A 26,502-nucleotide genomic window follows, 5' to 3' on the forward strand; every position below is an offset into this window, starting at 1 on the left:
TTCTTTTCGATTTTAATTTTTAATTGATCTTAGTAGCAACAGGCGCAAGCTAGACCTCCCCAAAATTGAGATAGACTACCCGGTTGATTCAAAGAGAATAACTTTAAGTTGGGTCGTTTTGGTGAGTGAATACCTGAAGTCCACCTCTGCTCAGATGCAGGAATAACACTGATCCGAGAATCATTATGATATCCCCCAAAATATTTTACCGGAGACCAATCTGGACTAATAGGTAAGGGTGGAGGAGATAAGTTGCTAAATTCTTCACTGCCATAAACGGGTTGACCATCGACAAGGGTTAACACGGATTCAAGATGTTTGATTCTCTCTTCGGGTACAGAGAAAAAATCTTCTGATAGGACGGCTAAATCTGCCAATTGACCGGGCATAATTGCGCCTTTATTTCCCTCTTGATTGGAGAACCAAGCGGCAGCCGTGGTATATAGCCTTAAAGCCTCCATGCGATCGAGACGGTTGGCTTCAGAATAAAGGGTTGTGCCGCCAACAGTTTTGCCAGCTACTAACCAATATAAACCGACCCAAGGATTGTAACTGGCGACTCGCGTGCCGTCTGTTCCCCCGGATACTGGCACATCCATCGCCATGATTTTTTTAATGGGAGGAGTACGATTAGCAGCCTGCACGCCATATCGGTCAAGAAAGTATTCGCCTTGATACGCCATCCGATGTTGAAAGGCAATGCCACCACCTAACGCTTTGACTCGCTCAATATTGCGATCGCTAATCGTCTCTGCATGATCTAAAATCCAGTGCATTCCATTAAAGGGAATTTCGCGGTTCACTCTCTCAAATATATTTAAAAACCGCGAGATCGATTGATTATAGGTGGCATGGAGTCGGAATGGCCATTTATTAGCAGCCAGAAGTTGAATCACCTCTGTAAGTTCGGCTTCCATGTTGGGATTGAGATCGGGACGAGGTTCGGTAAAGTCTTCAAAATCTGCGGCTGAGAAGACTAACATTTCTCCTGCACCATTGAGGCGATAAAAATCGTCTCCTTGTCCCGGATTGGCAATGTTAATCCAGCGTTCAAAATTGGCTTTTTCTGCCCCTGGGTTTTGGGTAAACAGGTTATAAGCGACCCGAACAGTCATCAATCCTTCTTTGTGGAGGTGGTCAATGATTTGATAGTCATCGGGATAATTTTGTCCTCCACCACCGGCATCAATGACGCTGGTAATCCCCAAACGGTTCATTTCCCGCATGTAGTGACGACTGGAGTTGATTTGATCGTCTAAACTTAATAGGGGGCCTTGGGCGATCGTTGCATAAAGAATGGCCGCATTGGGTTTAGCAATCAGCATTCCTGTCGGATTACCATTGCGATCTTTTTCAATGACTGAACCGGGAGGGGGTGTAGTATTACGGTCTATCCCTAGAGCGCGTAATGCAGCCCCATTGAGCAGGGCACGATTGTATAGATTGAGAATAAATACGGGTACATCTCTCGATACCGCATTAACTTCTGCCAACGTCGGCATCCGGCGTTCAGCAAACTGAAATTCACTCCACCCACCAATCACCCGTACCCATTGAGGGGCAGGGGTTCTCGCGGCTTGTTCTTTGAGCATTCGCAGGGCATCCGCGAGGGAGGGCACACCATCCCAGCGCAGTTCCATGTTATAGTTTAAACCACCTCGAATCAAGTGAGTATGACTATCATTTAAGCCGGGAATGACCGTGCGACGATTCAGATTAATGGTTTGGGTGCGATCGCCGCGATACGCCATCACTTCCTTTTCCGTACCCACTGCGAGAAAACGGTTACCCTTAATTGCGACAGCTTCAGCAAAGGAGCGGCGATCGTTTTGGGTAGCAATCCGGGCATTATAAAGAATTAGATCGGCTTTTTGACTCGTATCAGTAGGGTTTTGTCCCCATGATTTCCCTTTATCTAATAGATACGTCGAAAATCCTGCGGCTAAAGCCCATTTAAAAAAATCTCGTCGGTGGAATTTGTGGTATTGATTCATAATGAGTTAGTCATACTGTTAGATGACAGGTCAAGTTTCTTGTACATCACATAGACATCAACAAAGCCTTGTGACGGATGTAAACACGCTTCCGGTAATGTCCCCACAATCTCGAAGCCCAGTTTCCGCCAGAGCCGAACAGCAACCGTATTGGTTGACACCACAAAGTTGTATTGCATCGCCCGAAATCCAAGTCTTACAGCTTCTGTCTGAGAGTGTTTGAACAGAGCAGAAGCGATGCCCTTCCCACGAGCTGCTTCTGCCACGATGTAGCCAGAATTGCAAACATGAGAACCCGGTCCGGGTTGATTTACCTTTAGATAGTAAGTTCCCTGTATTAACCCATCTGAATTTTCTGCAACGCAGGTAACTACTGGCATTTCAACCCAAACTTTAAATGCCTCTTCTTCTGTAATATGAGTTGCAACGCTGTAGGTCTCACCTGCACGAAATACAGGCTCGATAATTTGCCAAGTTGCTGGCCAGTCAGCTTGTTCTAGAGGTCGAATAATCATCACGCATCAAGGGGATTGTTTTCAGAGGTTATTTTAGGCTGACCTTCCAGGGTTAGGCAATCTCTTATCCATTACAATGCTTGGTGATTTGTGCTATATTGAATCAAATATTCAGGGCATTATTCAGAGCCAGATCAACAGTATGAAAAATCAAACGCCTAGTTTTCATCAAAAGTGCTATGAACTTTTAACAAAAATTCCCCAAGGTCAGGTCACAACCTATAAAGAAATCGCAAAAGCCCTCAATACTAAAGCCTATCGTGCCGTGGGAAATGCGATGGCTCGTAATGACAATCCGATTGTCATCCCTTGTCATAGAGTGGTCAAAAGCAATGGCGAAATTGGTAATTATCGTTTAGGAGTACCTCGTAAAAAGGAATTACTCCTAAACGAGGGCATTACGATCAAAAATAATCGGATCGAAAATTTGAGTGAAGTCCTTTATCAATTTTAAACCGATTCAAACGGTTTAGAACCTATTTTCAATCACCAATTCGCTCAACGGCAATTGTCCGGGTTTTGGCCAAGGTTCTTTAAATTTTTTACCAATGGCAACCATTGGCCCCATTACATGGTCTGCGGGTAAATGAATCAGTTCTGCAACTTTTTCAATGTCAAAGCCAATCATTGGGCAAGAATCATAGCCCATTGCTTTAGCTCCTAACATCAAGGTTTGCATCGCCATACCAATCGAGCGTTGAGCCTCGTCCCGCTGTAGCCATTCCCGTCCCTCATGAAACGGCCCCATCCAACCTACTAATAAATCAGCCACTTCTTTGGGGGCATTTTGCCAATAGCGTTCGGGGGCTTTCTGCCAGGCTTTCATATCTGCTGTAAACAGAATTAGTAAAGAAGCATCTGTCATTTGTGCTTGGTCATTGCCCAACTCTTTGCGAATTTTTTCACGTAATTCGGGATCGCGAAGAATTACAAAACGCCAATGTTGAATATTAAAACTCGTTGGAGCTTGAATCATAGCTTCCAGAAGTTTTCCCTCTTCTTCTGGAGTCAGTTTATGATTGGGATCGAAACCTTTAATCGAACGACGTTGATAAATCGCCTGTAAAGTATCCATTGAGTCAAACTCCTCTTGATTGGTTTAATGCTTCACGAATTAATCTATTAGAATACTGGAATTACTGTTGTGTAGCAAAATAGCTGGTCATCAAATTTCGATAGTTGGGAATGTACTTAGAGAGTAAAGCCCCCAAACCTTCAATATCATTGCGCCAGTCACGATGGAGTTCGCAGGCGACACTAAACCAATTCATCATTTGTACCCCAGCCCCTTGCATCCGCAATAATGCTGCATCTCGTACATCTTTGCTAAATGTACCCGACGCATCAGCTACCACAAAAACATCAAAGCCTTCTTCCAGGGCACTTAAAGCAGGAAACGTCACACAAACATCCGTCACAACTCCCGCCATAATCAGTTGTTTACGACCGGTATCTTTGATGGCTTTCACAAAGTCTTCATTATCCCAAGCATTAATTTGACCGGGACGAGCAATATAAGGGGAATTGGGATGAAATTCTTTAATTTCGGGAACTAAAGGGCCATTAGGGCCATTTTCAAAACTGGTGGTTAGGATGGTTGGAAGATTAAAGAATTTCGCTGATTCTGCTAAAGCCAAAACGTTATTCTTAAATTCATTGGGTGAATAATCTTGGACTAATGAGATTAAACCCGCTTGATGATCGATAAGTAAAACGACGGCATCATCTTTAGATAGACGTTTGTATTGATAAGAATCAGGCATGATTATTGATTACAGATTGAGACAACATAGCGGTGTTATCAAGCTAAATAACATTAGCTCGATCTTTACAAAGTAATGGGTCGTTAAGTGATTAATTAAGGGCTGCTACACAAGCAGATGAATTTTGTACCAGCCACCCTCATCATAAAATGGTTCTCTAAAAAAGACAATATAGTATTTTAGAGACACATTGTCTCTATTTTGTTTACAATTCAGGGTCTGATGGATAAGTTTGAAAGTATACATGCATTCACACAAGTCGTTGAAGAAGGTAGCTTTGCTGCGGCGGCGAGAAAAATGCAGCTCTCGCGTTCAGCAGTGAATAAGCTGGTGATTGCTTTAGAGAAGTATTTGGGAGTGCCATTGCTCTACCGTACAACGCGTCAAGTTACACTGACCGATAATGGTCAAGCATTTTATGAACGCTGTCTTGATATTCTTCATCGCTTAGAAGAAGCAGAATTCAGTATTTCTGAGCAACAGACTGAACCGAAAGGAAATCTGAAAATCAATGCTCCGATGTCTTTTGGTCTCTCCTTTTTAGGTGCAAAAATAGCTGAGTTTATGACTCAATATAAACAGGTTAAAATCCAATTGACGTTAGAAGATCGTTTTGTAGATCCGATCGCTGAAGGTTACGATCTGGTTATTCGCATCAGCTTACCTCTAAAATCTCCAAGTTTGATTGTTCACCCCATTGCCACTATTTCTCGCGTCATTTGTGCAGCCCCGAGTTACCTCAACAACAGAGGGATTCCGACTGAGATTGAAGACTTAAAACAACATTCGTGTATGCATTATGGATATTTGGCAACTGGGGAACGTTGGCCCTTCATTTATCAAGGAGAAGAAAGACTTATTTCTATTGATGGGGTCTTTTGTTCTAACAATGGAGAAGTTTTGCGAGATGCGGCTGTCAATGGATTGGGCATTGTAATGTTGCCCAACTTTATTGTCGAACAAGATTTAAGGAAAGGAAATTTACAGGTTCTCTTGTCGAACTATAACGTTCCAGAATTGACGTTATATGTCGTGTATCCGGTAAGTTCGAGCATTTCCAAGAAGGTTAAGCTATTTACTCAATTTATGCAACAGGCATTGGATGAGGTTAAATGTCAGGATTCAGAAACGGGAACTCTTAAGCCAAAATAGGTTACTACTAATTCCGTTGAACCGGTATTTCGTAATTCATGAATTTCTCCAACATCAATGGCAATGCAAGTGCCTGGAGAAAGGGTATACTCCTGGTTATCTACGGTAATAATCCCTGTGCCAGATTCAATAAAAAAGACTTCGCACATATCTTGATGGGCGTGACCATTCGCGACTTCTCCAGGGGGAAATTTGGCTTGGGAAAAGTTGGTTAAATGGGGTAAGTCCCCAATACGTAACATGACTTGTTTATGGATATTGGCATTATGCGAAACGCCTTCTTGGGGGATGTCGTTTAAGGTCGTGATTTTCATTAGGGAATAGGGAATAGGGAATGGGGAATAAACGCATTATGGTTCATCTAGAGATTCAGACTCTAAGGACTTCGGTAAATTGCGGATGACCTCGGCTTGAAACCAAACCCTGAGAATAGTTTGTAACTGTACTCGACTAATATAGGGCCATCCTCCTTCGGTTTCCATGTCTCGCAGCAGGGTATACAAGGCTTGACGGTTATTGGGAAGGGAGTCTTGAAACCAGGTTTCTCGAATATAACGATGCATGTCTTCGAGACTGCGAAGGATAGCTAATAAGGTAACGGCATCCTTTTGATGTGTAGCGGCTAGGCTTTGTATCCGCTCTAGAGTGGCGTTGAGTTCCTGTTCCCAGGGTTGTAGAGTAGGGTCTAAATCCTTGTCCATCCGTGATTGAATTGTTTACCTATGTTAGGGTGATTGAATTATATTTTACTGTAACCGAAAACTGGCGATCGCCGCTATCCCATCGATTAAAAGTTGGATTGGAGGATTCGATCGATTTGTTGAAACAATTCGGACTCAGTGGAAGAGTTATCTAACAGGCGATCGCCTCGCTGGCATTTTTCAGCTAAGGGCATTTGAGAGTTGATTCTCATCTGCGCTTGTTCTAAAGTCAAGTGATTGCGGCGCATTAACCGTTCTATTTGTTGCGCTTCAGAACAGTAGACCACCCAAATCTCCTCGACTAGATCGGTCATCTGGGCTTCAAAGAGGAGGGGAATGGAGAAGACTAGGGTATCCTGGGGAGAGGATTGATTGAGGTCATGGTATAGGCGATCGCGCACATAAGGATGAATTTGCTCCTCTAACCATTGCCGCTCTACGGGGTTACTAAAGACAATTTCCCCTAACTGCTGACGATTTAATCCGCCTCCTGGTAACTCAATAGTCTTTCCATATCGTTGCACAATGCGTTGGAAAATCGGCGATTTCGGTTGCACTGCTTCTCGTGCATACCGATCGGCATCAAACACGGGTAAACCATAACGTTGTTCAAGATATCCAGTAACCGTACTTTTCCCAGTCGCAATTCCCCCCGTAATTCCAATTTGCGCTTGTTTTTGGCTCATCGTTGAGATCGTCCCTCTTATTCGTCATTTCCAATAACAATGAAATATATAGAACAAGGAAGGAGCGAAAAGAATTTCGCCCCTATTCGTATTAAATGATTAATACGGCCATTTCCAGTTGACAATCTCTTCCCTATCAATGCCTTGTTCGCGGGCATATTGGAGGTTTTCGATAATGGCATTTTTCATCCGTTCTTTGACATAGGCAGCCGCAGAACCGAGTTTCGGCACGCGGTCAATTACATCAATTACGAGGTTAAAGCGATCGACTTGGTTATTGATCGCTAATTCCAGAGGGGTGTTAATGTTTCCTTTTTCTTTGTAGCCGCGAACATGAATCCGGTCTTGATTAGCGCGGCGATACACCAGTTTGTGGATTAACCAAGGATAACCATGGAAGTTGAACATTACAGGTTTATCAACGGTGAAAAGGCTGTTAAAGTCGCGATCGCTTAAACCATGGGGATGCTCCCCTTCTGACATCAGTTTAAACAAATCAACAACATTAATAAACCGTACTTTAAGATCCGGGAATTCATCGCGCAAAATAGCAGTTGCAGCCAAAGATTCCATCGTCGGAATATCGCCACAGCAAGCCATAATCACATCCGGCATATCCGGGTCTTTGCCACAGTCATCATTACTGGCCCATTCCCAGATGCCAATCCCTTTGGTGCAATGTTTAACCGCATCCTCCATATTGAGATATTGCAGGTGCATTTGTTTATCCGAGATGATCACATTTACATAGTCAGTGCTGCATAAACAGTGGTCAGAAACCGAGAGTAAGCAGTTGGCATCGGGGGGGAAGTAAACGCGAACCACATCGGGACTTTTGTTGGTTACCAGGTCTACAAATCCAGGGTCTTGGTGGCTAAAACCGTTGTGATCTTGTCGCCAAACGAGGGAAGAGAGGAGAATATTTAAGGAAGATACGGAGGCCCGCCAGGGGACTTCATTTTTACAGATATCTAACCATTTGGCATGTTGGTTAAACATCGAATCCACTACATGGGCAAAGGCTTCGTAAGTATGGAAGAGTCCATGACGACCGGTCAGTAAGTAGCCTTCTAACCATCCTTGCAAGGTATGTTCGCTGAGGATTTCCATGACCCGACCATCCGTAGAGAGTTCGCTACCGTCGAGGTCTTCGGGAAGAAAGTCAGCCATCCAGACTTTTTTGCTCACTTCGTAGACCGGATGGAGACGGTTAGAAGCCGTTTCATCGGGGCCGAAGAGCCGGAAATTATTTGGGTTGTCGCGCATAACTTCCCGCAGAAAGTAGCCGAGGAATTTCGTATTTTCCACTTCCACAGTGCCCGGTTTGGGGATTTCTACAGCAAAGTTGCGGAAGTCTGGCATTTTTAGATCTTTGCGGAGGATGCCACCGTTAGCACTCGGGTTCGCACTCATGCGGCGATCGCCTTTTGGAGCCAGTTCTTTTAATTCTGGAATCAGTTTGCCGTTCTCATCAAACAGTTCTTCCGGTTTATAGCTCTTCATCCACTCTTCCAACAAACGCACATGCTCTGGGTTACTGTGCATTCCGCCCATAGGCACTTGGTGCGCTCTCCAAAAGCCTTCTACTTTGTGACCATTTACTTCTTTGGGCCCCGTCCAGCCTTTAGGAGTCCGCAGAATAATCATTGGCCAGCGGGGGCGTTTGGCTTTTCCTGTTCGACGAGCCTCTTCTTGAATTGCCCGAATATGGTTAATACAAGTTTCCATCGTTCCGGCCATCTTTTGGTGCATAATGGCCGGGTCATCACCTTCAACCACATAGGGGGTATACCCATAGCCGATAAATAAGCTTTCAAGTTCCTCTGCACTGATGCGAGAGAGAACCGTTGGGTTGGCAATTTTATAGCCGTTCAGGTTAAGAATAGGCAAAACCGCCCCATCCCGGATTGGGTTCAGGAATTTGTTTGAGTGCCAAGCTGTAGCCAGAGGGCCGGTTTCCGCTTCTCCATCTCCAACCACCACAGCCGCGATCAGGTCGGGGTTATCATACACTGTTCCGTAGGCATGGGAAACACTGTAACCGAGTTCTCCCCCTTCGTGGATAGAACCGGGAGTTTCTGGGGTACAATGACTGCCGATATGACCGGGGAACGAGAACTGCTTGAAGAATTTCTGCATCCCTTCTTCGTCTTCGCTTTTGTCTGGATAGACTTCAGAATAGGTTCCTTCCAGATAAACGGGGCCTAAAACTCCAGGGGCACCATGGCCGGGACCGGCTAGGTAGATTGCGTTGAGGTCATATTTGTTAATCAGCCGATTGAGGTGAACATAGCTGAAACTGAGGGCTGGGGATGCTCCCCAATGACCGAGGAGGCGGTATTTTATATGTTCGGGTTTAAGAGTTTCTTTTAGTAATGGATTGTCTCGCAGATAGATCATACCTACAGCAAGATAATTACAAGCCCGCCAGTAGGCATCCATTTTTTTTAACTCATCGGGGGAGAGTGAATTTTCCTGGGGACTGAGTCTTTCAGGTGAAGCTACCATAAGTTCTAATCTATCTTAACGAAAGGGCCAAATGCTTGAAGTTGTGTCAATTTTGAGCCGTCACTTTTCAGTTCCAAGCCATGCTTCTGAACTTTTGGTATCTTAAACTCCTTTACCAGCGAAATGTCCCCAGAGTCCAAAAATCTTAAGATTTCCTTTGGGTTCCCAGAGTGGCGTTTATCCCTCTTCTATCAACCCGCTCTATAGAACTCTAATGATATTGCTTTTGGAGAAACTTTAAGGTAAGATTAAATTTATGTCTGCTATCTTAATCTCCACATTCTAGAGTCAAGAAATCTACCTGAGAAATACTTGCTACTGAATGGGATTGCAAGTCAGCGCTATCTCGTATATTGCTCGCAGCAATGAATATAAAAAACACTTTTTCTCCATTCAGTATTACCAGAATCCTCACTGTTTTCTTTCTTCTTTTTAGTCTGGTTAACCTCGTTATCCAACTGGCAAAGTATGGATTTAACTATCGTCAAGAATGGATGGTTATTTTTAATATGGATCGGGAAATGAACTTTCCCACTCTATATACGGTACTCTTGCTGGCCTTCTGCTCATTTTTGTTTAAGCTTATCTTCCAACTGGAGAAGCGTGAAAAATTGCCCTTTGCTTCTTACTGGAGAGTCTTGCATTTTATTTTTGCCTTTATGGCATTAGATGAAGGTTTACAGATTCACGAAATTATGATTATCCCGGAAGTAGGCCAACATCTACCAGGTATCTTTGCTGCTGTTTGGGTGATTCCCTATGGCGTTGTCACTTTGGGATTAATCTATTATTTTTCTAAGTTTGTCAATCATTTACCAAGACAAATTAAAAGGATGGTGATCGCCTCGGGAATTCTTTACGTGTTCGGCGTTTTAGGTTTGGAAATGATGGGTAGTATCTGGATTAGAATTGCAGGAGGAATGCAAAACCTCGTCTATTCCTTGCTCGCTAGTACGGAAGAAATGCTGGAAGTGACGGGTTTAATCGTGCTGATCCATGCCTTGCTAATTTACATTACGAAATACCATCGCCAGTCGATCGAGATTACCTTTGATATCCAAAGTCAACAATAGTCTACGAATCGGTCTTTGATAGACAAGAGGCTGGGGCACCTTGTTAAGTAGATTTTCATAGAACAATAAGATGACGGGTCATCTTAAGAGAGACTTAACTTTATATTAATATCAAAAAATTAAGGAGTTTGGTAGTTTTAAACCAAGTTTCTCTTGCTAGAACATAATGGGAACAAGCATTCCATCTGTGACCCGTCTAATCCTATGAGCCTAACTTTATATTTTCTTAGACATGGAGAAACGACCTACAGTCAAGAGGGAGGTTATTGTGGTGTCCTCGATCCTGAGTTGACCGAAGATGGAGAAAAAATGGCTCAACAGTTTGCCCAAGCCTATGCAAAATTGGATTGGAGAGCAGCTTATGTCAGTCCGATGAAACGGACGATCGCCACAGCAACCCCCTTGTGCCAAACCCTGAACCTAGAGATGGAACTGCGGGAAGGACTCAAGGAACTCAATTACGGACAATGGGAAGGAGAACAGCCCGCAACTGTAAACCAAACTTATCATGATGACTATGTTCGCTGGTTAACCGATCCAGGCTGGAATGCCCCCACAGGAGGTGAAAAGGGTATTGATGTTTCCCGACGCGTGTCTGCGGCTATCCAGGAAATTGAGGGTCGTTATCCCTCTGGCAATGTGCTGGTGGTCTCCCATAAAGCCACCATTCGGATTATGTTATGCCGCTTATTGGGGATTGATGTGGGACGATTTCGCGATCGCATTGCCATGCCAGTCGGTGGGGTGAGCATCGTAGAAATGCGCCCCCATGGCCCCTTATTACACCAATTAGCCGATCGCTCCCATCTAGAGAGCGCACTGCGATCGCGGCCTGGAACTTAGTATCCATTCTTTTTCTTTTGCAATATTTAAGGTGAGTAGACTATGGCCCATTCTTTATACGTTAGTACAACAGAAGTCGCCAGTGGAAAAGCTCTTGTTTCCTTAGGGGTAATTGAATGCTTATCCCGGAAAACGAGCAATATTGGATTTTTTCGGCCCATCATTCGTAAACCCGAAGTGGGGGATATTGATGATGATATTAAACTGATTCTCACCCATTTTAGGCTGAAACAATCTCCAGAAGATGCCTTTGGCTTATACTTGCAGGAAGCGACCGATTTACTAAGTCATCATCATTTAGATGACCTCTTGGATCGGATTATTGAGCGCTATAAACAATTAGAAAAGAAATATGATTTTGTGGTCTGTGAAGGTTCAGATTTTAAAGGTCAAGAAGCGGCTTTTGAATTCGATCTGAATGTAGAAATTGTCAAAAACTTAGGCTGTCCAGTCTTAATTGTGGGTAAAGCCAGCGATCGCACCCCAGAAGAAGCCATTAATTCCGTACAACTGCCCCTGGATGTGTATCGGGAAAAGGAATGTGATGTGGTTGGAGTGATTCTGAACTTAGCCCAACCCGATCAGGTGGATACGCTCAAAGCTAGTTTGGTAAAAGAGTTGGATTTGCCCGAGAGCTTAGTTTCAGTCATTCCCTACGACCGTCGGCTCAGTAGTCCTCGCATGCGGGATGTTGTGGAACAACTGAATGCTGAAGTCCTATATGGACATAAACGGCTCAATAACCTAGCCAACAAGTACGTGGTAGCCGCGATGCAAGTGCAACATGCCCTTGAGCGTTTAAAGGAGGGTAATTTAGCCATAACCCCTGGCGATCGCTCGGATGTTATTCTCGGTGTTGTACAGGCCGATCAATCCGTAAATTACCCTAACTTAGCGGGTTTGGTTCTTTCCTGTGGTATTCAACCGCACCGAGTGATTGCCAAACTCCTGGATGGTTTACCCGATCCACCGCCCATTTTGTGCGTCGAAAGTGATACCTATACGACGGCTTCAGCCATTCATGATCTACATATTTCCCTCACCTGTGGCGATCACGAAAAAATCCATGTGGCGATAGAAACCTTTGATCGCTACGTTAACTTACAAGAACTAGAAGAGCGTATTGAAGGGGTAAAAACCAAGGGCATGACCCCGAAAATGTTTACCTACAACTTGGTACAACAGGCCAAAGCCCAAAAACGCCATATTGTTCTTCCGGAAGGCAACGATCCTCGGATATTGCAGGCGACGAGTGTGCTGTTATCCCAAGGTTTAGTGAATATTACCCTCTTGGGTAGCCTCTCAAGCATTGAACAAACGCTGAAAAAACATAATATTCGCCTGGATTTAAACCAAGTCCAGATTATTAATCCTGCCATTAGTGAAAACTTCGATCACTATGCCGAAACCCTCTATGAATGCCGCAAACATAAAAATCTCAGCCTTGATATGGCTAAAGACTTAATCATGGATGTCTCCTACTTTGGTACACTCATGGTCTATAGTGGAGATGCCGATGGCATGGTTTCTGGAGCTGTCCACACTACCCAACATACCATTCGTCCTGCGCTGCAAATTATCAAAACTCAACCGGAGTGTTCTATTGTTTCCTCTGTCTTTCTGATGTGTTTAGAAGACCGGGTATTAGTGTACGGAGATTGTGCCGTGAATCCGAATCCCACGGCCGAACAACTAGCAGAAATTGCCCTCTCTTCTGCTGATACTGCCAAACGATTCGGTATTGAACCCAGAGTGGCCTTACTCTCCTATTCTTCTGGAGAATCGGGTAAAGGGGAAGAAGTGGAAAAAGTGAGAAAAGCCACTCATTTAGCTCAACAAAAACGCCCTGATTTGAAAATTGAAGGGCCGATTCAATATGATGCTGCTGTCGATCCAGAGGTGGGTGCTCAAAAAATGCCCAATTCTGAGGTTGCGGGACAAGCAACTGTTTTAGTTTTCCCCGATTTAAATACCGGGAACAACACTTATAAAGCCGTCCAGCGGGAAACCGGAGCGATCGCGATCGGCCCGGTTTTGCAAGGTTTGCGTAAACCCGTCAATGACCTCAGTCGCGGCTGTACAGTTACTGACATTATCAATACCGTCACCATTACTGCCATCCAAACCCAAACCATTTGTCCTCTGAATTCCCCAAGCCCATGAAAATCCTGGTTTTAAACGCGGGTTCCAGCTCCCAAAAAAGCTGTTTATATGACATTACCGGAGACCAACTCCCGGCCTATCCTCCCCATCCCCTGTGGGAAGCGACCATTGACTGGACAGTGGCCACGGACTATGGGGTAATGAAAGTCAAGGCGAATGGGATCAAGCAGGAAACCAACTTATCCAGTGATGCGAAGGAAGAGGCGATCTCTAAACTCCTGCAAACCCTGGTGAGCGGAGACACCCAAGTTTTAGAGAGCCTCTCGGAGATTAATGCTGTCGGTCATCGGGTGGTGCATGGCGGAACGGAATATTCCGAAGCTACCCGCATCACCCCAGAAGTCCAAGCCACCATTACCCAACTCATCCCCCTGGCACCATCGCACAATCCAGCCAATTTGCAGGGGATAGAAGCTGTGGAGAGGGTCTTACCCGATGTGCCCCAGGTGGCGGTATTTGACACTGCTTTTCACAGCCAGATGCCCCCAGAAGCGGCGGTATACCCTATTCCCTATGAGTGGTTTGAGCAAGGGGTGCGGCGCTATGGCTTCCATGGAACCAGTCACCGCTATTGTGCCCTACGCACGGCTGAGTTAATGGAAAAACCCCTAGAGTCGTTGAAGATGATTACCTGTCATTTGGGCAATGGCTGTTCCTTGGCTGCGGTGAAAGATGGTATTAGTGTCAATACCACCATGGGATTTACGCCTTTAGAGGGACTGATGATGGGAACCCGGAGCGGTTCGATTGATCCGGCGATCATCTTCTATCTAATGCGCGATCGCGGTTTTGATGTCAATAGCATTGACCGAATGCTGAATAAAGAATCCGGTTTTAAAGGGGTTTCCGGACTCTCTGCGGATCTGCGAACCATTCTACATGCGATGAATGAGAAGAATGAACGAGCAACATTAGCCTTCGATCTCTATATTCATCGTCTGCGGAGTGCGATCGGTCAAATGTTAGCTAGCTTGGGCGGATTAGATGTTCTGGTCTTTACCGCAGGGGTAGGCGAGAATTCAGTAGATGTGCGTCACAGAGCCTGTGAAGGCTTTGAGTTTTTGGGATTAACGTTAGATGTAGAGAAAAATATGAACTCTCCCATGGATACGGATATTACTACTCCAGATTCTGCCGTGCGTGTTTATGTCATTCATACGGAAGAAGATTGGGCGATCGCCCGTCAAACCTGGCAATGTTTGCGATAAACCCTTCGGCAGGGAAGAAACCGGGTTTCTAGCAGCCCACAGGGGAGGACGGGTTTATAGAATCGATCGCTTTGTCTCCTAAACTTGGGTGAACCCGCCCCTACTTCATCTATTTCGAGTCAATCCCAAATGTTTAAAATTTACCTCAAACAAATTACAATTACTTTCCTGATCTTATTTCTCAATCCATTAATTGCCCTGGGTCAAGAAACAACATCAAAAAATTGCCCTTCCGACCTAAGTAATACTATTAACGCTGTAATAAATCGCCCAATATTTCGTCGCTCTCGGTGGGGTATTTTAGTCGAGACCTTATCTGGAAAAAATAGAATCTACAGCCAAGATGCTGAATATTACTTTATTCCTGCTTCTACTTCCAAGCTATTAACAACCGCAGCAGTGTTACAAAAATTCAGACCTCAATTTAGGATTAGAACGTCTATTTATGGTGATGGAAACGGAAATATATATGTGGTTGGCAGAGGCGATCCTAGTTTAACCGAAACTGAACTTAAGAAATTAGCTGAACAACTCAAAAAACGGGGCATAACCAGTATAAATCAGCTTATTGCGGATAATAGTTATTTTCAGGGAACAGCCATTAATTCTAATTGGGAATGGGAAGATGTTCAAGCGGGTTATGGAGCACCCATTAATAGTTTGATTTTGAATCAAAATTCTATAGATTTAATTTTGTCTCCCCAAGGTTTAGGTCAACCTTTGAACGTAACGTTTGTCGATCCAGAGCAACGTGAAAAATGGCAAATAGAAAATAACTCTGTCACAGTTGCAACGAATGAAAAAGAATTTGTACAAGTAGGACGAAGTTTTACTCAACCCATAATTCGTATATCGGGGCAACTGCAAGTGGGTTCAGTATCGGAACCGGTTTATCTAGCAGTTGCCGAACCTATGGATAATTTTTTAAATAAATTTCGTCAGGTTTTAGAGTCAGAAGAAATTAGGGTTTCTCGAATAGTCGAAAAATCCCAAACGACCTCGAATTTAAGCTTAACTGAATTAGCTTTTGTTGAGTCTCCTACAGTGGGAGAATTGATAGAAGAAGTGAATAAAGAAAGTAACAATGTTTATGCAGAAGCGTTGTTACGTCAACTGGGTGCGAGAAGTAATTTTGCTCCTCATAATGATACGTTAGCAAAAAGCTTGGAGGAGGCAAAATTAATTTTAACTCGGTTAGGAGTTACTCCCAATAGTTTTAGGTTAAATGATGGTTCTGGATTATCTCGTCATAATTTAGTCAGTCCGGAATCTTTGGTACAAACTCTCAGAATAATGGCTAATTCTCCTTGGGCAGATCTCTATCAAAATTCTTTACCGATTGCTGGTGTAAGTGGAACTTTAAGTTGGCGTTTTAGAAATAGCTTGGCTGAGGGAAATGTACAAGCAAAAACAGGAGCATTAAGTGGAGTTGTATCTTTGGCAGGATATCTACAACCTCCCGATTTTGAACCCTTGGTTTTTAGCATTATGGTTAATCAATCTGATTTGAAAACCCAAGAGGTAAGAACTGCTATTGATGAAATTGTTTTGCTTTTGACTCAGTTGAAATATTGTGGTTAAATTAAAATAGCTTTGAGCAAATATTTTTGAGTTCGAGTGATCCAAAAACATTCAATACCGTCTCTATCAGGTTATTCCGAACCCTTCGCCAAGGAAGAAACCCGATTTCTAGCGGCCATTGGGGGAGGGCGGGTTTACAGAATTGATGGCTTTATCTGCTAAACTTGGCTGTTTCGGAACCCTTGATATCCAAGATAGTATCTACAAAACAATGATATTTCTGAACGGATAAGGAGGAACATCAAAATTCCTCCTTATCCAGACCGTTAATTAAACTACAGCGGTTTCATGTTGTGCATGAAGGCGGTCTTTTTCCAACGCTTCCGAAAGACGGTTGAGCGCGTTGACATAAGCTTGAGCAGACGCGACCACAATATCCGTATTCGCCGCATGACCCGAGTATACTCGATCTTCATGTTGGATGCGGATGGTGACTTCTCCGATCGCATCAATTCCCGCTGTCACCGACTGTACCGAGAACTCGATCAACTTATTCGGCACATTAATCACCCGATTAATCGCCTTATAAATGGCATCTACCGGTCCAGTGCCGATCGCCGCATCAGTTAGCTCTTCTCCGTCGGGAGTCCGCACGGTTACCGTTGCCGTCGGTTGCGCGCGATCTCCACAGGAGACTTGCACCAACTCTAAACGGAAGAAGTCTGGTGCTTGTTGAATCTCATCATTAACAATCGCCTCGATATCCCAGTCGCTGATCTCCTTTTTCTTATCAGCTAACTCCTTAAAGCGCACAAACGCCTTATTTAAATCGGTGTCCGACAACTCAAAGCCCAACTCTTGTAGACGGTTACCGAAGGCATGACGGCCTGAATGTTTACCCAGTACAATCTGGTTTTCACTCAAGCCAATGGACTCAGCATCCATAATTTCATAGGTGAGCTTATTCTTCAGAACCCCATCCTGGTGAATTCCCGATTCATGGGCAAAAGCATTCGCACCCACAATCGCCTTATTCGGCTGCACCAACATTCCAGTTAGATTGGACACCAATCGCGAAGTCTTATAAATTTGCTTCGTATCGATCTGGGTCAAAGGTTCTGTGGACTCTGGAGCGCGGCCAAAGAAGGGATTATAATACTGACGGCGCACATGCAGAGCCATCACTAACTCTTCCAATGCCGCATTTCCTGCCCGCTCTCCAATGCCATTAATGGTACATTCGAGTTGACGAGCGCCATTTTCCACGGCTGACAAGAAGTTTGCCACTGCCAAACCTAAATCATTATGACCGTGAACCGAAATAATCGCCTGGTCAATATTGGGTACATTCTCCTTAATACCCCGAATTAAGGCTCCAAACTCGGCTGGAGTTGTATAGCCAACGGTATCCGGGATGTTAACTGTGGTTGCCCCAGCAGCGATCGCCACTTCCAAAATCTGATATAGAAACTCCGGATCGGAACGTCCCGCATCCTCTGGCGAAAACTCCACATCATCCACAAACGACTTCGCATAAGCCACCATTTCTGGCGCAATTTTCAGCACCTCTTCCCGGCTCTTCTTCAACTTATATTGCAAATGGATATCGGAAGTGGCAATAAACGTATGAATGCGAGGTTTAGCTGCCGGTTTCACCGCATCTGCTGCGGCCTTAATATCCTGGCGAGTCGCTCTAGCCAACCCGCAAATGGTTGGCCCCGTTTCCGTTCCCACTGTAGCGGCAATCTTCTGAACTGCGTCAAAATCCCCCGGACTCGCAAACGGAAAACCGGCCTCAATCACATCAACTCCCAGACGGGCCAGTTGTTTCGCGATCGCCAGTTTTTCATCGCCATTCAGGGTTGCCCCTGGACATTGTTCACCGTCGCGGAGAGTGGTATCAAAGATGATGATACGGTCGTGTTGAGGTTGCATATTCATACAAGCTATTCGACAAAAACAGATTCATATTATTCTAGCCCAAATTCTAGTTCTGAGTATATTGAAGCGATCGCTTTTTTGACGTTGGAGGACTTAAAGTTTACTTTATAAAGTTCATCTATAGCTTTTCGGAGTTAAGATATTGAGGAGAAAAGTCTCTCTAGTGGTTTATTTTTATGGTCACTCTTACTGGATACGAGAACTTAATTCTCATTCACAATAGTGATAACTCGCAAGTGTATCGCGCTCGAAGAATTAGCGATCGCCAACCGGTCATCATCAAATTTCTCAACCGAGACTATCCCACCTCAGAGCAGATTCGACGCTACAAACAAGAATATCAGCTTGTTAACCAGTTAGCATCTGCCAAGATAGTCAAAGCTTATAGCCTTGAAAAATGGCAAAGAAGCTTGGCGATGGTTCTAGAAGATTTTGGAGCAATTTCCCTAAAACAATGGCTGCAAGAGCGTGAGCTAGTTTCTTTGGAAGAATTTTTAGGGCTGGCGATCGCCATTACCGAGAGCTTGGGACAAATTCACGCAAAACATATTATTCACAAGGATATTAATCCAGCCAATATTGTGCTAAATACCGAGACCAAAGAAGTGAAAATCATTGATTTTGGTATATCCACCCAACTGAGTCGAGAAAATCCAACCCTAAAAAATCCCAACGTTTTAGAGGGAACCTTGGCTTATATTTCTCCGGAACAGACGGGTCGAATGAATCGCAGTTTAGACTATCACACGGATTTTTATTCCTTGGGAGTCACTTTTTACGAACTGTTAACCGGGAAATTACCCTTTATCGTTGAAGATGCCTTGGAATTAGTTCATTGTCATATTGCTAAAATGCCCGAGGAATTAGGGAATGGGCAACGGGCAGCAGAGAACGGGGAAGAAATTCCGCCAATTCTGGCAGATATCGTTTTAAAATTGATGGCGAAGAATGCCGAAGAACGCTATCAGAGTGCCGAGGGATTGCAAGCTGATTTAGAAGAATGCCGCCGACAATTAGAAGAGACAGGAAATATTTCCCCCTTCCCCCTAGCTCAAAAAGATATTGCTGCTCGCTTTCAGATTCCTCAAAAGCTCTACGGACGTGAAGCAGAAACCACGACTTTGCTCAAAGCGTTCGAGCGAGTAGCTGAGACAGGAACAGTCGAACTGATGTTGGTCGCGGGTTACTCCGGTATTGGCAAATCCTCTCTAGTACAGGAACTCTACAAGCCCATCACTGCACATCGGGGCTATTTTATTGCCGGGAAATTCGATCAATTTCAACGCAATATTCCCTATTCAGCCCTGGTTGCTGCTTTTGGCTCCCTGGTGGAGCAATTATTGGGAGAAACTGAGGCTCGGTTGCAAGTCTGGCGAGAAAAAATCTTGAAGGCGCTGGGAAATAACGGACAAGTTATTATTGATGTGATTCCCGAAGTGGAACTGATTGTTGGCAAGCAACCGAGCGTTCCCACCCTAGGAGCCAAGGAATCCCAAAATCGCTTTAATCTGGTTTTTGGAAACTTTATCCACGTTTTCTGCGATAAAGAGCATCCTTTGACTCTCTTCCTCGACGACTTGCAATGGGCGGATTTGGCAACCTTGCAACTGATGGAGCGGATGTTGCTCGAAGGGAAAACCGAATATCTCTTGCTGTTAGGTGCTTATCGGGATAATGAAGTTTCTGCCGGTCATCCTTTGGCAATATCCCTGGCCAAACTCCGGCAAAATAAGAGCGAGGAGATCGCACAGGTTACTTTAAACCCTTTGCCCCTCGACCAAATTGTGGCTTTAATCGGCGATACCCTCCAGCAAACGTCTCAAGCTGTTAGCGACTTGGCTCAGTTAACGCTAGAAAAAACTGGGGGAAATCCTTTCTTCGTCAATGAGTTTTTACAAGCATTGTATGACGAAGACTTGTTGCAATTCGATCGACAAGGGAGAAGTTGGCAATGGGATATGGCCGCGATCGCGGCGAGGGGCTTCACCGATAATGTCGTAGAATTGATGATAGAGAAACTGCAAAAATTACCTCCATCGAGCCAAGAGATTTTATCCCTAGCTGCTTGTTGCGGTGCAGAATTTGACTTAGAGCTTCTGACCTGGGTTTGCGAGCGATCGCCTCAAGAAACTTTCGAGCTGCTAAAAATAGCACTCGATCGCGGCTTCATCTTGCCTCTGTCAGAACTGGATGAAAACCTGTTGATTAAGTCCTATAAGTTCGGTCACGATCGCATCCAACAGGCCGCTTATGCTCTGATTTCTGACGCTAGAAAAGAATCGCTTCATTACCAGATCGGACGAACACTGCTCCAAAACATACCTTCAGAAGACAGAGAAGAGAACATTTTTGAGCTAGTCGGCCAATTAAATGATGCAACGGCTTTAATCACCAAGCAAAAAGAACGGGACGAACTTGCCGAACTGAATCTCGTGGCCTGTCGCAAAGCCAAGGATGCTAACGCCTATCAAGCGGCTAGAGAGTATGCCAACACAGGATTATCGTTGCTAGGTGAGACCGGTTGGCAGCGGCAATATGACATAACTCTAGCATTCCACGAACTCGCGGCTCAATTGGCTTCGCTATGCGGCGATCTTGAGGCGATGGAAACGTTTATTGAACTCGTGATTGCCCGGGCCAAACAAATCCTAGAAAAGGTTAAGGTTTATCGGATCGCGATCGTCTCAAAAGTCTCTCAAAATAAACTTAAAGAAGCTATTGCCATAGCCCGACAATTACTGCAACAGTTAGGGGTTACTTTCCCTGAAACTCCGACCGAGAATGATATTCAAAAGGCACTTGCAGAAATTGGAGAAATAATTGGGGCAAGAAAAACTGAAGACTTAGTTAACCTGCCAATTATGACCGATCGAGAAAAGATCGCCATTATGGAGGTGATTAATAGTATTATATCAGCAGCTCATATTTCTTCTCCTCTCTTATTGCCATTACTGATTGCCTTATCAGTCAAGCTATCGATTCAATATGGCAATACATCGACTTCAGCTTATGCTTACGCCTACTATGGTGCGCTATCTTGTATTCGCCTCCAAGATGTCGATACAGGGGTAAAGTTGGGTCAGTTGGCACTACAGATCGTATCAAAACTGGATGAAAAGGTCATAACCGCTAAAGTCTTATGCATAATCGTTTTTTCTGTACTACACCGCAAATTTCATACTAAACAAACCCTATCCCTAATGCAGGAGGCTTATACATCAGCTAGCGAATTTGGCCAATTAGAAGATATCGGATATGCGGCTCACAATTTTTGTCTCAATGCTTTCTGGTGCGGTCAGTCCCTTAATACATTGAATCATGAAGCGAGTACCTACTGTCTGACTTTGGTGCAACTGAATCAATCAATAACCGCGAATTACTGTCGAATCCATTGGCAAACCCTTTTGAATTTGCTGGGGTTTGCAGATGATCCAAGTAGTTTGTCTGGAGAGGCTTTTCAAGAAGCAGAATTTGTGCCTAGACTCATCGCTACCCAGGACTTACTTGGCTTGTTTATGCTCTATTTATACAAGCTAATGCTTTGCTACTTATTTGAGGAAATAGAATTAGCTCAAAGTGCTGTTTATGAAGTAAAGTGCTATTTAATGGCTAGCTCTGGAACCGTTGGCGAACCTGCTTTTCTATTCTATGCTTCTTTAACCGCGATCGCTGCTTTGAATTCGGAATCCGAGGAGGAAATATTAGAGGGACTCCAACAAGTTGAACAAAACCAAACAGAACTGCAACAGCAATGGGCACATTATGCTCCCATGAACTACCAACATAAGGTGGATTTAGTAGAAGCGGAAAAATGCCGAATATTAGGGAAAAAAGCAGAGGCAATCGAGCTATACAACAAGGCGATCTCTGGAGCCAAAGAAAACGAATACATCCAAGAAGAAGCTTTAGCCAACGAACTGGCTGCCAAATTTTATCTAGATTGGGGTCAGGCAATCGCTGCTCGCGCTCACATAATGGAGGCTCATTACTGCTACTCTCATTGGGGAGCAACAGCGAAGGTAAAGCACCTGGAACAGATGGAAGTAAGCTATGCTGATACGCTTTGGGGCGCTTCGACTAAAGTTAACCGCTTAAACCACCAGTATTCAACTTTATTCACTGCTTTACCCAAACAGGATTCTGGTTTTTCTGAGATCCAAACCCAAACATCTAGTGAAAAAAATCTGCATAAAACCTTAGATATAGAAACCGTATTTAAGGCGAATCGGATAATTTCGGGAGAGATTGTCTTAGATAAATTGCTCGTCGAGTTGATGAAAATTATCCTCCAAAATGCTGGGGCGCAAACGGGCTGTTTGATGATGGTCGATCGAGGAAATTTAGTGATTCAAGCCTGGGGAAATATTAACTCTGAAGAGATTAAGGTGCTTCAAGAATTGCCTGTGGAAGAATCAACTTTAGTTTGCCATGCTATTGTCAATTATGTGGCGAGAACTCAAGAAAGTGTGGTATTGAATGATGCGTCACATTCTGGAACGTTCACTCAGGATAGTTACATTCAAACCCATCAACCTCAATCGATTCTCTGTGTGCCTCTGGTTAATCAAGGTAACTTAATCAGTATTGTTTATCTAGAAAACAACTTAACAATTGGGGCTTTTACAGATGAACGAGTTAATATAGTACAGGTGATTTCCGGACAGGCGGCGATCGCCCTAGAAAATGCGTATTTATACCGAAATCTAGAGCAGAAAGTGGCAGAACGAACAGCGGAACTGGCTTTAGCTAACGCGGAGATTAAAACCTTAAATGAACAATTAACCTCGGAAAACCTACGCTTAAGTTCCGAGTTGGATGTGGCGAAAAAGATTCAACAGATGGTATTACCAAAAATCACGGAATTAGAAGGTATTGAAGATTTAGAAATCGCTGGCTATATGGAACCGGCCGATGAAGTAGGAGGCGATTATTACGATATCTTAAATGAAGGGGATCGGATCAAAATTAGTATTGGGGATGTAACCGGTCATGGTTTAGAAAGTGGGGTGTTAATGCTCATGGCTCAAACAGTAGTGAGAACGCTACAAAATATGCATGAAAGCAATGCCATCCACTTTTTAGAAATTGTTAACCAAACCCTCTGCCAAAACTTAGAGCGCATGAACTCGGATAAAAATATGAGTTTGGCAATTCTCAATTATCAAAAGGGTTTAATTAAACTGAGTGGACAACATGAAGAAATTATCCTGGTGCGAGCGAATGGAGAATTAGAGTTAATTGATACTCTAGACTTAGGGTTTCCAATGGGTTTAGATTGGCACATCAGTGACTTTATCCATGAACAGGAGTTGGTCTTAAATCGAGATGATGTGCTAATCTTATACACGGATGGAATTACGGAAGCAGAAAATCTAGACAACCAACAGTACGGACTAGAACGGTTAACTCAATTGGTACAACAACACGGTCAACATTCAGCCTCTCAAATTCGCGATCGGATTATTGAGGATGTGCGCGAGTTCATTGGAGAACAGAAGGTCTTTGATGATATTACGTTGGTGGTCTTAAAACAACGATAAACTTTAGGTTGGCTAGATTTCCTCAAAAATCTAGCGATCTGTCTATTATCTGCCCAGAAATCAAAGGATAAAATCGGGTTTTCTTTATCCAGTAACCAGTACTATAAATCCGTTTTCTCGATTAACGGTCGAATATCATTAAGGTCAATATAGCGATCCGTCGCATTGCGCAGTTCCCTAGCAATCATGCCTTCCGTCGATACTACTGTAATATGGGTACTTTTGGAACGCAGTAACTCAATTGCTCGCTCAAAGTCCCCATCCCCACTAAATAAGATTACCCGGTCATATTGCTCGACCGTATTAAACATATCAATAACAATTTCTATATCTAAATTTGCTTTTTGGGAATAGCGACCTGAATGGTCATCATAATATTCCTTAAGAATTTTTGTCCGTACGGTATAACCTAAACTAATTAAGGCATCTCGAAATCCTCTTTGATCTTGAGGGTCTTTAATTCCTGTATACCAAAAGGCATTGGCGAGATCCATTTCTTCTTTGCCGGCAAAGTATTCTAAAACCCGTTTTGGATCGAAAAACCAGCCATTTTTTTGTTGGGCATAGAACATATTGTTTCCATCAACAAAGATTGATACACGATTTTTATATCCCATAAAATGTTCTTCCTAGACTATTTGAGGTGCATATGAGGCCATTAACGGTCGGCAAAGTCGCTAACCGTTCCAACAAAAAACCCACCCCATCCAATTGGGCCGTTTAGGCCTATTTGGGGGGGCACTATTGAGCGTTAAAGTAGAAAATTCAGGAGAAATTTAGACCTGAAAATGGAGTCAATAGAATTGAGGGTAAAAATTGAGTTGTAAGGGTTTTAATAGAAAAAACAAAGCGATAAAGTCGCCTAAAAATCATACAAGAATAACGAGGCAGAATCGATTAGAGAAGGGTCTCTAATCCGATTTAGATCTCTAAATTCTGCTTCTATTATGACAGAAAGTCTTAGCTTTTGCTCAAGAGTTAGGAAATTCTGTGGCAATGGGGTGTTGCGGATAAGAACACCAATCACTCCAACTGCCAGCATAGAGTTTTTCTTGGGGTCTTCCAGCTAGAGCTAAGGAAAATAAGTTAACACAAGCTGTGACTCCAGAACCACAATATACCCAGAATTCTGAATCGACAGGATAGTCTTGCCATCGAGCTTTGTGGTAGTTTACGGATTGCGTCCATCCTGATTCAGTCGTAATCTCTTGCCATGGGTAATTCATTGCGCCAGGAATATGACCGGCTACCGGATCGATGGGTTCGGTTTTGCCGATGTATCGGTCATAGGCTCTGGAGTCTATCAGAGTCACATCCGATCGCTCTCCTAATTGCTTAATCGCTTCACAATCAACAACCCAACTGGATTGAATCTGAGGTATAAATTTTCCGGGCTGTTTTGCTACACTGGGTTCACGACTGGTCAAATATCCGGCTTCTTGCCAGCCTCTCCAACCCCCATCTAAAATTGCAACTTGTTCGTGGCCTAGATAGCGCAGTAGCCACCAACAGCGGGAGGAAAATGCCATACGGGAGTTATCATAGGCAACAACTAACGTCTCCTCGGATTTAACCCCTAATTGAGAGAGTTTGGCTGCCAATGCGTCTGGATCGGGCAACGGATGGCGACCACCATGAGTTTGTACGGAACTGGATAAGTCTTCATTCAGGTGGAGATAAAAGGCTCCAGGAATATGCCCCGCTTCGTATTCTTGTTGCCCTTGTTGCGGGTTGGCAAGGGAGAAGCGGCAATCAATAATGACGATTTGAGGGTCTTCTAGGTGTTCAGATAACCATTGTGGAGTAACGAGAAGGGAGGGAAAGGTCATATCAATTAAACATTAAAACTTAAAAATGGGTTTGGGGTAAGTTTACTCGTCACGAGGGCAATGTTCAATTTACCGCGATCGCGGATTCTCCAGCAAGAGGCTCAGGCTGTTGAGGTGATAGCCTATTTCCTATTGCTATTCGTGCCTATTCCCTGATGGATCAAATAACGCCTTTTACCCCTCAACCCACTGGTGATGGATCGTGGACATTCTTTTCCCCGGAATTTGGGGAACTGTTTCATTCCCACCACGGAGCGAAGCAGGAAGCGAAAAAGAAGTTTGTGGAACCGACTCGACTGGCGGAGCGCTCCCTCAAAGGTGAGGTCAGTTTGCTCGATATCTGCTATGGACTGGGCTACAATAGCGCCAGCGCCCTCGAAACTCTGTGGTCGGTGAATCCCCAGTGTCAGGTGAATTGGGTAGGCTTAGAACGGGATAAACGGGTGGCAGAAACGGCGATCGCCCATCAATTTCACGCAAACTGGCCCCATCCCATTAACGCCATTTTGCCCCAACTCGCCAGCACTGGAGAAGCCACTACGCCCCAATTTACCGGCACACTCCACATCGGCGATGCTCGCCAAACCCTAGCCTCTGTCATTGCCCAAGGCTTCCAAGCGGATGCTATCTTTCTCGATCCTTTCTCTCCTCCCACCTGTCCCCAACTCTGGACAGTGGAGTTTCTCAACTTAGTCGCCCAAGTCCTCAAACCCGATGGCTACTTAGCGACTTACTCCTGTGCAGTTTCAGTTCGTACTGCTCTGAAGTTAGTTGGATTTCAGATCGGAACAACCTCCCCAGTCGGCAGGAAATCACCCGGAACCTTAGCCCGATTTTGCTCTAACGATCTGATGCGCTTATCCGAGCAAGAACAGGAACATCTGCAAACTCGCGCCGCCATTCCCTATCGAGATCCTACCTTAGCGGATACGGCTGAAGTAATTCGCGATCGCCGAAAACAGGAGCAACAAACCAGTACCCTAGAGCCAAGTTCTCACTGGAAAAAGCGTTGGAATTATAGTGGGAGGGGGAGAAGCGAGGACGCAGAGAAATGACCCATGGTCT

General features: G+C 44.2%; 20 protein-coding genes. 9 read left to right on the forward strand and 11 right to left on the reverse strand.

From position 1 onward, the window contains the following. Nucleotides 1-29: 29 nt before the first annotated feature. Both PN466_RS12305 and PN466_RS12310 read right to left on the reverse strand, forming a co-directional pair. Nucleotides 30-1,994, reverse strand: a complete 1,965-nt coding sequence (locus PN466_RS12305; RefSeq protein WP_271939927.1) for an amidohydrolase — start codon at nucleotides 1,992-1,994, stop codon at nucleotides 30-32. Next, a complete protein-coding gene (locus PN466_RS12310) occupies nucleotides 1,991-2,509 on the reverse strand; it encodes a GNAT family N-acetyltransferase (RefSeq protein ID WP_271939928.1) in 519 nt (172 codons plus the stop codon). The genes PN466_RS12305 and PN466_RS12310 overlap by 4 nt, the downstream gene beginning before the upstream one ends. A gap of 142 nt (nucleotides 2,510-2,651) precedes the next feature. Here PN466_RS12310 and PN466_RS12315 point away from each other — a divergent pair, with 142 nt between their 5' ends. Next, the gene (locus PN466_RS12315; protein WP_271939929.1) at nucleotides 2,652-2,963 is read left to right on the forward strand and encodes an MGMT family protein; all 312 of its coding nucleotides are present in this window, start codon (nucleotides 2,652-2,654) and stop codon (nucleotides 2,961-2,963) included. A gap of 15 nt (nucleotides 2,964-2,978) precedes the next feature. Here PN466_RS12315 and PN466_RS12320 read toward each other — a convergent pair whose 3' ends face one another. Further along, nucleotides 2,979-3,584 carry a nitroreductase family protein gene (locus tag PN466_RS12320; RefSeq protein WP_271939930.1) on the reverse strand — a complete coding sequence of 202 codons (606 nt, stop codon included), beginning with the start codon at nucleotides 3,582-3,584 and terminating at the stop codon, nucleotides 2,979-2,981. Between the two features lie 61 nt (nucleotides 3,585-3,645). Next, nucleotides 3,646-4,272 carry an isochorismate family cysteine hydrolase YcaC gene (gene ycaC, locus PN466_RS12325; protein WP_271939931.1) on the reverse strand — a complete coding sequence of 209 codons (627 nt, stop codon included), beginning with the start codon at nucleotides 4,270-4,272 and terminating at the stop codon, nucleotides 3,646-3,648. A 222-nt stretch (nucleotides 4,273-4,494) separates the two neighbouring features. Between ycaC and PN466_RS12330 the strand changes: the two genes are divergently transcribed. Then, a complete protein-coding gene (locus tag PN466_RS12330; RefSeq protein WP_271939932.1) occupies nucleotides 4,495-5,424 on the forward strand; it encodes a LysR family transcriptional regulator in 930 nt (309 codons plus the stop codon). On the opposite strand, the gene PN466_RS12335 is transcribed toward PN466_RS12330, so the two are convergent. From PN466_RS12335 to PN466_RS12350, 4 genes are all read right to left on the reverse strand, one after another. Beyond that, nucleotides 5,388-5,738, reverse strand: a complete 351-nt coding sequence (locus tag PN466_RS12335) for a cupin domain-containing protein (RefSeq protein WP_271939933.1) — start codon at nucleotides 5,736-5,738, stop codon at nucleotides 5,388-5,390. The two genes, PN466_RS12330 and PN466_RS12335, sit on opposite strands and share 37 nt — an antisense overlap. A gap of 36 nt (nucleotides 5,739-5,774) precedes the next feature. Then, complete coding sequence (locus tag PN466_RS12340) at nucleotides 5,775-6,125, reverse strand: hypothetical protein (protein ID WP_271939934.1); 351 nt, start codon at nucleotides 6,123-6,125, stop codon at nucleotides 5,775-5,777. Nucleotides 6,126-6,211: 86 nt separating this feature from the next. After that, nucleotides 6,212-6,811 (reverse strand): dephospho-CoA kinase, encoded by a 600-nt coding sequence (gene coaE / locus PN466_RS12345; RefSeq protein WP_271939935.1) that lies wholly within the window; start codon nucleotides 6,809-6,811, stop codon nucleotides 6,212-6,214. Between the two features lie 99 nt (nucleotides 6,812-6,910). Beyond that, nucleotides 6,911-9,319, reverse strand: coding sequence for a phosphoketolase family protein (locus PN466_RS12350; protein ID WP_271939936.1), 2,409 nt, complete (start codon nucleotides 9,317-9,319; stop codon nucleotides 6,911-6,913). 494 nt (nucleotides 9,320-9,813) lie between these two features. Between PN466_RS12350 and PN466_RS12355 the strand changes: the two genes are divergently transcribed. The 5 genes from PN466_RS12355 (at nucleotide 9,814) to dacB (ending at nucleotide 16,187) form a co-directional block, all read left to right on the forward strand. Continuing rightward, nucleotides 9,814-10,392, forward strand: coding sequence for a hypothetical protein (locus tag PN466_RS12355; RefSeq protein ID WP_271939937.1), 579 nt, complete (start codon nucleotides 9,814-9,816; stop codon nucleotides 10,390-10,392). A gap of 204 nt (nucleotides 10,393-10,596) precedes the next feature. Beyond that, nucleotides 10,597-11,235: a histidine phosphatase family protein gene (locus PN466_RS12360; protein ID WP_271939938.1), complete on the forward strand. Its 639-nt coding sequence runs from the start codon at nucleotides 10,597-10,599 to the stop codon at nucleotides 11,233-11,235. Between the two features lie 42 nt (nucleotides 11,236-11,277). Next, nucleotides 11,278-13,398, forward strand: a complete 2,121-nt coding sequence (gene pta, locus PN466_RS12365) for a phosphate acetyltransferase (RefSeq protein ID WP_271939939.1) — start codon at nucleotides 11,278-11,280, stop codon at nucleotides 13,396-13,398. Continuing rightward, nucleotides 13,395-14,606 (forward strand): acetate kinase, encoded by a 1,212-nt coding sequence (locus PN466_RS12370; protein ID WP_271939940.1) that lies wholly within the window; start codon nucleotides 13,395-13,397, stop codon nucleotides 14,604-14,606. Before pta ends, PN466_RS12370 begins: the two co-directional genes overlap by 4 nt. A gap of 129 nt (nucleotides 14,607-14,735) precedes the next feature. After that, nucleotides 14,736-16,187, forward strand: a complete 1,452-nt coding sequence (gene dacB, locus PN466_RS12375) for a D-alanyl-D-alanine carboxypeptidase/D-alanyl-D-alanine endopeptidase (RefSeq protein WP_271939941.1) — start codon at nucleotides 14,736-14,738, stop codon at nucleotides 16,185-16,187. 270 nt (nucleotides 16,188-16,457) lie between these two features. Here the strand turns inward: dacB and PN466_RS12380 are convergent, their stop codons facing one another. Then, the gene (locus PN466_RS12380; RefSeq protein WP_278003079.1) at nucleotides 16,458-18,062 is read right to left on the reverse strand and encodes a 2-isopropylmalate synthase; all 1,605 of its coding nucleotides are present in this window, start codon (nucleotides 18,060-18,062) and stop codon (nucleotides 16,458-16,460) included. A 182-nt stretch (nucleotides 18,063-18,244) separates the two neighbouring features. Between PN466_RS12380 and PN466_RS12385 the strand changes: the two genes are divergently transcribed. Further along, on the forward strand, nucleotides 18,245-23,608 hold the full coding sequence (locus PN466_RS12385; protein ID WP_271939943.1) for a protein kinase domain-containing protein: 5,364 nt from the start codon (nucleotides 18,245-18,247) through the stop codon (nucleotides 23,606-23,608). Between the two features lie 101 nt (nucleotides 23,609-23,709). Here PN466_RS12385 and PN466_RS12390 read toward each other — a convergent pair whose 3' ends face one another. Continuing rightward, entirely contained in the window at nucleotides 23,710-24,225 is a 516-nt protein-coding gene (locus PN466_RS12390; RefSeq protein ID WP_271939944.1) for a LabA-like NYN domain-containing protein, read from the reverse strand. Between the two features lie 354 nt (nucleotides 24,226-24,579). Then, on the reverse strand, nucleotides 24,580-25,437 hold the full coding sequence (locus PN466_RS12395; protein ID WP_271939945.1) for a sulfurtransferase: 858 nt from the start codon (nucleotides 25,435-25,437) through the stop codon (nucleotides 24,580-24,582). Nucleotides 25,438-25,592: 155 nt separating this feature from the next. Between PN466_RS12395 and PN466_RS12400 the strand changes: the two genes are divergently transcribed. After that, on the forward strand, nucleotides 25,593-26,492 hold the full coding sequence (locus PN466_RS12400) for a tRNA (5-methylaminomethyl-2-thiouridine)(34)-methyltransferase MnmD (protein ID WP_271939946.1): 900 nt from the start codon (nucleotides 25,593-25,595) through the stop codon (nucleotides 26,490-26,492). Nucleotides 26,493-26,502: the final 10 nt, after the last annotated feature.

Source organism: Roseofilum reptotaenium CS-1145 (assembly GCF_028330985.1).
Lineage (GTDB): Bacteria > Cyanobacteriota > Cyanobacteriia > Cyanobacteriales > Desertifilaceae > Roseofilum > Roseofilum reptotaenium.

Coding starts and splice junctions, on each gene's coding strand:
- PN466_RS12395 (WP_271939945.1), bottom strand. CDS start 25,437: ATGACCTTTCCCTCCCTTCTCGTTACTCCACAATGGTTATCTGAACAC.
- PN466_RS12355 (WP_271939937.1), top strand. CDS start 9,814: ATGGTTATTTTTAATATGGATCGGGAAATGAACTTTCCCACTCTATAT.
- PN466_RS12305 (WP_271939927.1), bottom strand. CDS start 1,994: ATGAATCAATACCACAAATTCCACCGACGAGATTTTTTTAAATGGGCT.
- PN466_RS12340 (WP_271939934.1), bottom strand. CDS start 6,125: ATGGACAAGGATTTAGACCCTACTCTACAACCCTGGGAACAGGAACTC.
- PN466_RS12330 (WP_271939932.1), top strand. CDS start 4,495: ATGGATAAGTTTGAAAGTATACATGCATTCACACAAGTCGTTGAAGAA.
- PN466_RS12315 (WP_271939929.1), top strand. CDS start 2,652: ATGAAAAATCAAACGCCTAGTTTTCATCAAAAGTGCTATGAACTTTTA.
- PN466_RS12370 (WP_271939940.1), top strand. CDS start 13,395: ATGAAAATCCTGGTTTTAAACGCGGGTTCCAGCTCCCAAAAAAGCTGT.
- ycaC (WP_271939931.1), bottom strand. CDS start 4,272: ATGCCTGATTCTTATCAATACAAACGTCTATCTAAAGATGATGCCGTC.
- PN466_RS12350 (WP_271939936.1), bottom strand. CDS start 9,319: ATGGTAGCTTCACCTGAAAGACTCAGTCCCCAGGAAAATTCACTCTCC.
- PN466_RS12385 (WP_271939943.1), top strand. CDS start 18,245: ATGGTCACTCTTACTGGATACGAGAACTTAATTCTCATTCACAATAGT.
- PN466_RS12380 (WP_278003079.1), bottom strand. CDS start 18,062: ATGCAACCTCAACACGACCGTATCATCATCTTTGATACCACTCTCCGC.
- PN466_RS12335 (WP_271939933.1), bottom strand. CDS start 5,738: ATGAAAATCACGACCTTAAACGACATCCCCCAAGAAGGCGTTTCGCAT.
- PN466_RS12390 (WP_271939944.1), bottom strand. CDS start 24,225: ATGGGATATAAAAATCGTGTATCAATCTTTGTTGATGGAAACAATATG.
- PN466_RS12320 (WP_271939930.1), bottom strand. CDS start 3,584: ATGGATACTTTACAGGCGATTTATCAACGTCGTTCGATTAAAGGTTTC.
- pta (WP_271939939.1), top strand. CDS start 11,278: ATGGCCCATTCTTTATACGTTAGTACAACAGAAGTCGCCAGTGGAAAA.
- dacB (WP_271939941.1), top strand. CDS start 14,736: ATGTTTAAAATTTACCTCAAACAAATTACAATTACTTTCCTGATCTTA.
- PN466_RS12310 (WP_271939928.1), bottom strand. CDS start 2,509: ATGATTATTCGACCTCTAGAACAAGCTGACTGGCCAGCAACTTGGCAA.
- coaE (WP_271939935.1), bottom strand. CDS start 6,811: ATGAGCCAAAAACAAGCGCAAATTGGAATTACGGGGGGAATTGCGACT.
- PN466_RS12360 (WP_271939938.1), top strand. CDS start 10,597: ATGAGCCTAACTTTATATTTTCTTAGACATGGAGAAACGACCTACAGT.
- PN466_RS12400 (WP_271939946.1), top strand. CDS start 25,593: ATGGATCAAATAACGCCTTTTACCCCTCAACCCACTGGTGATGGATCG.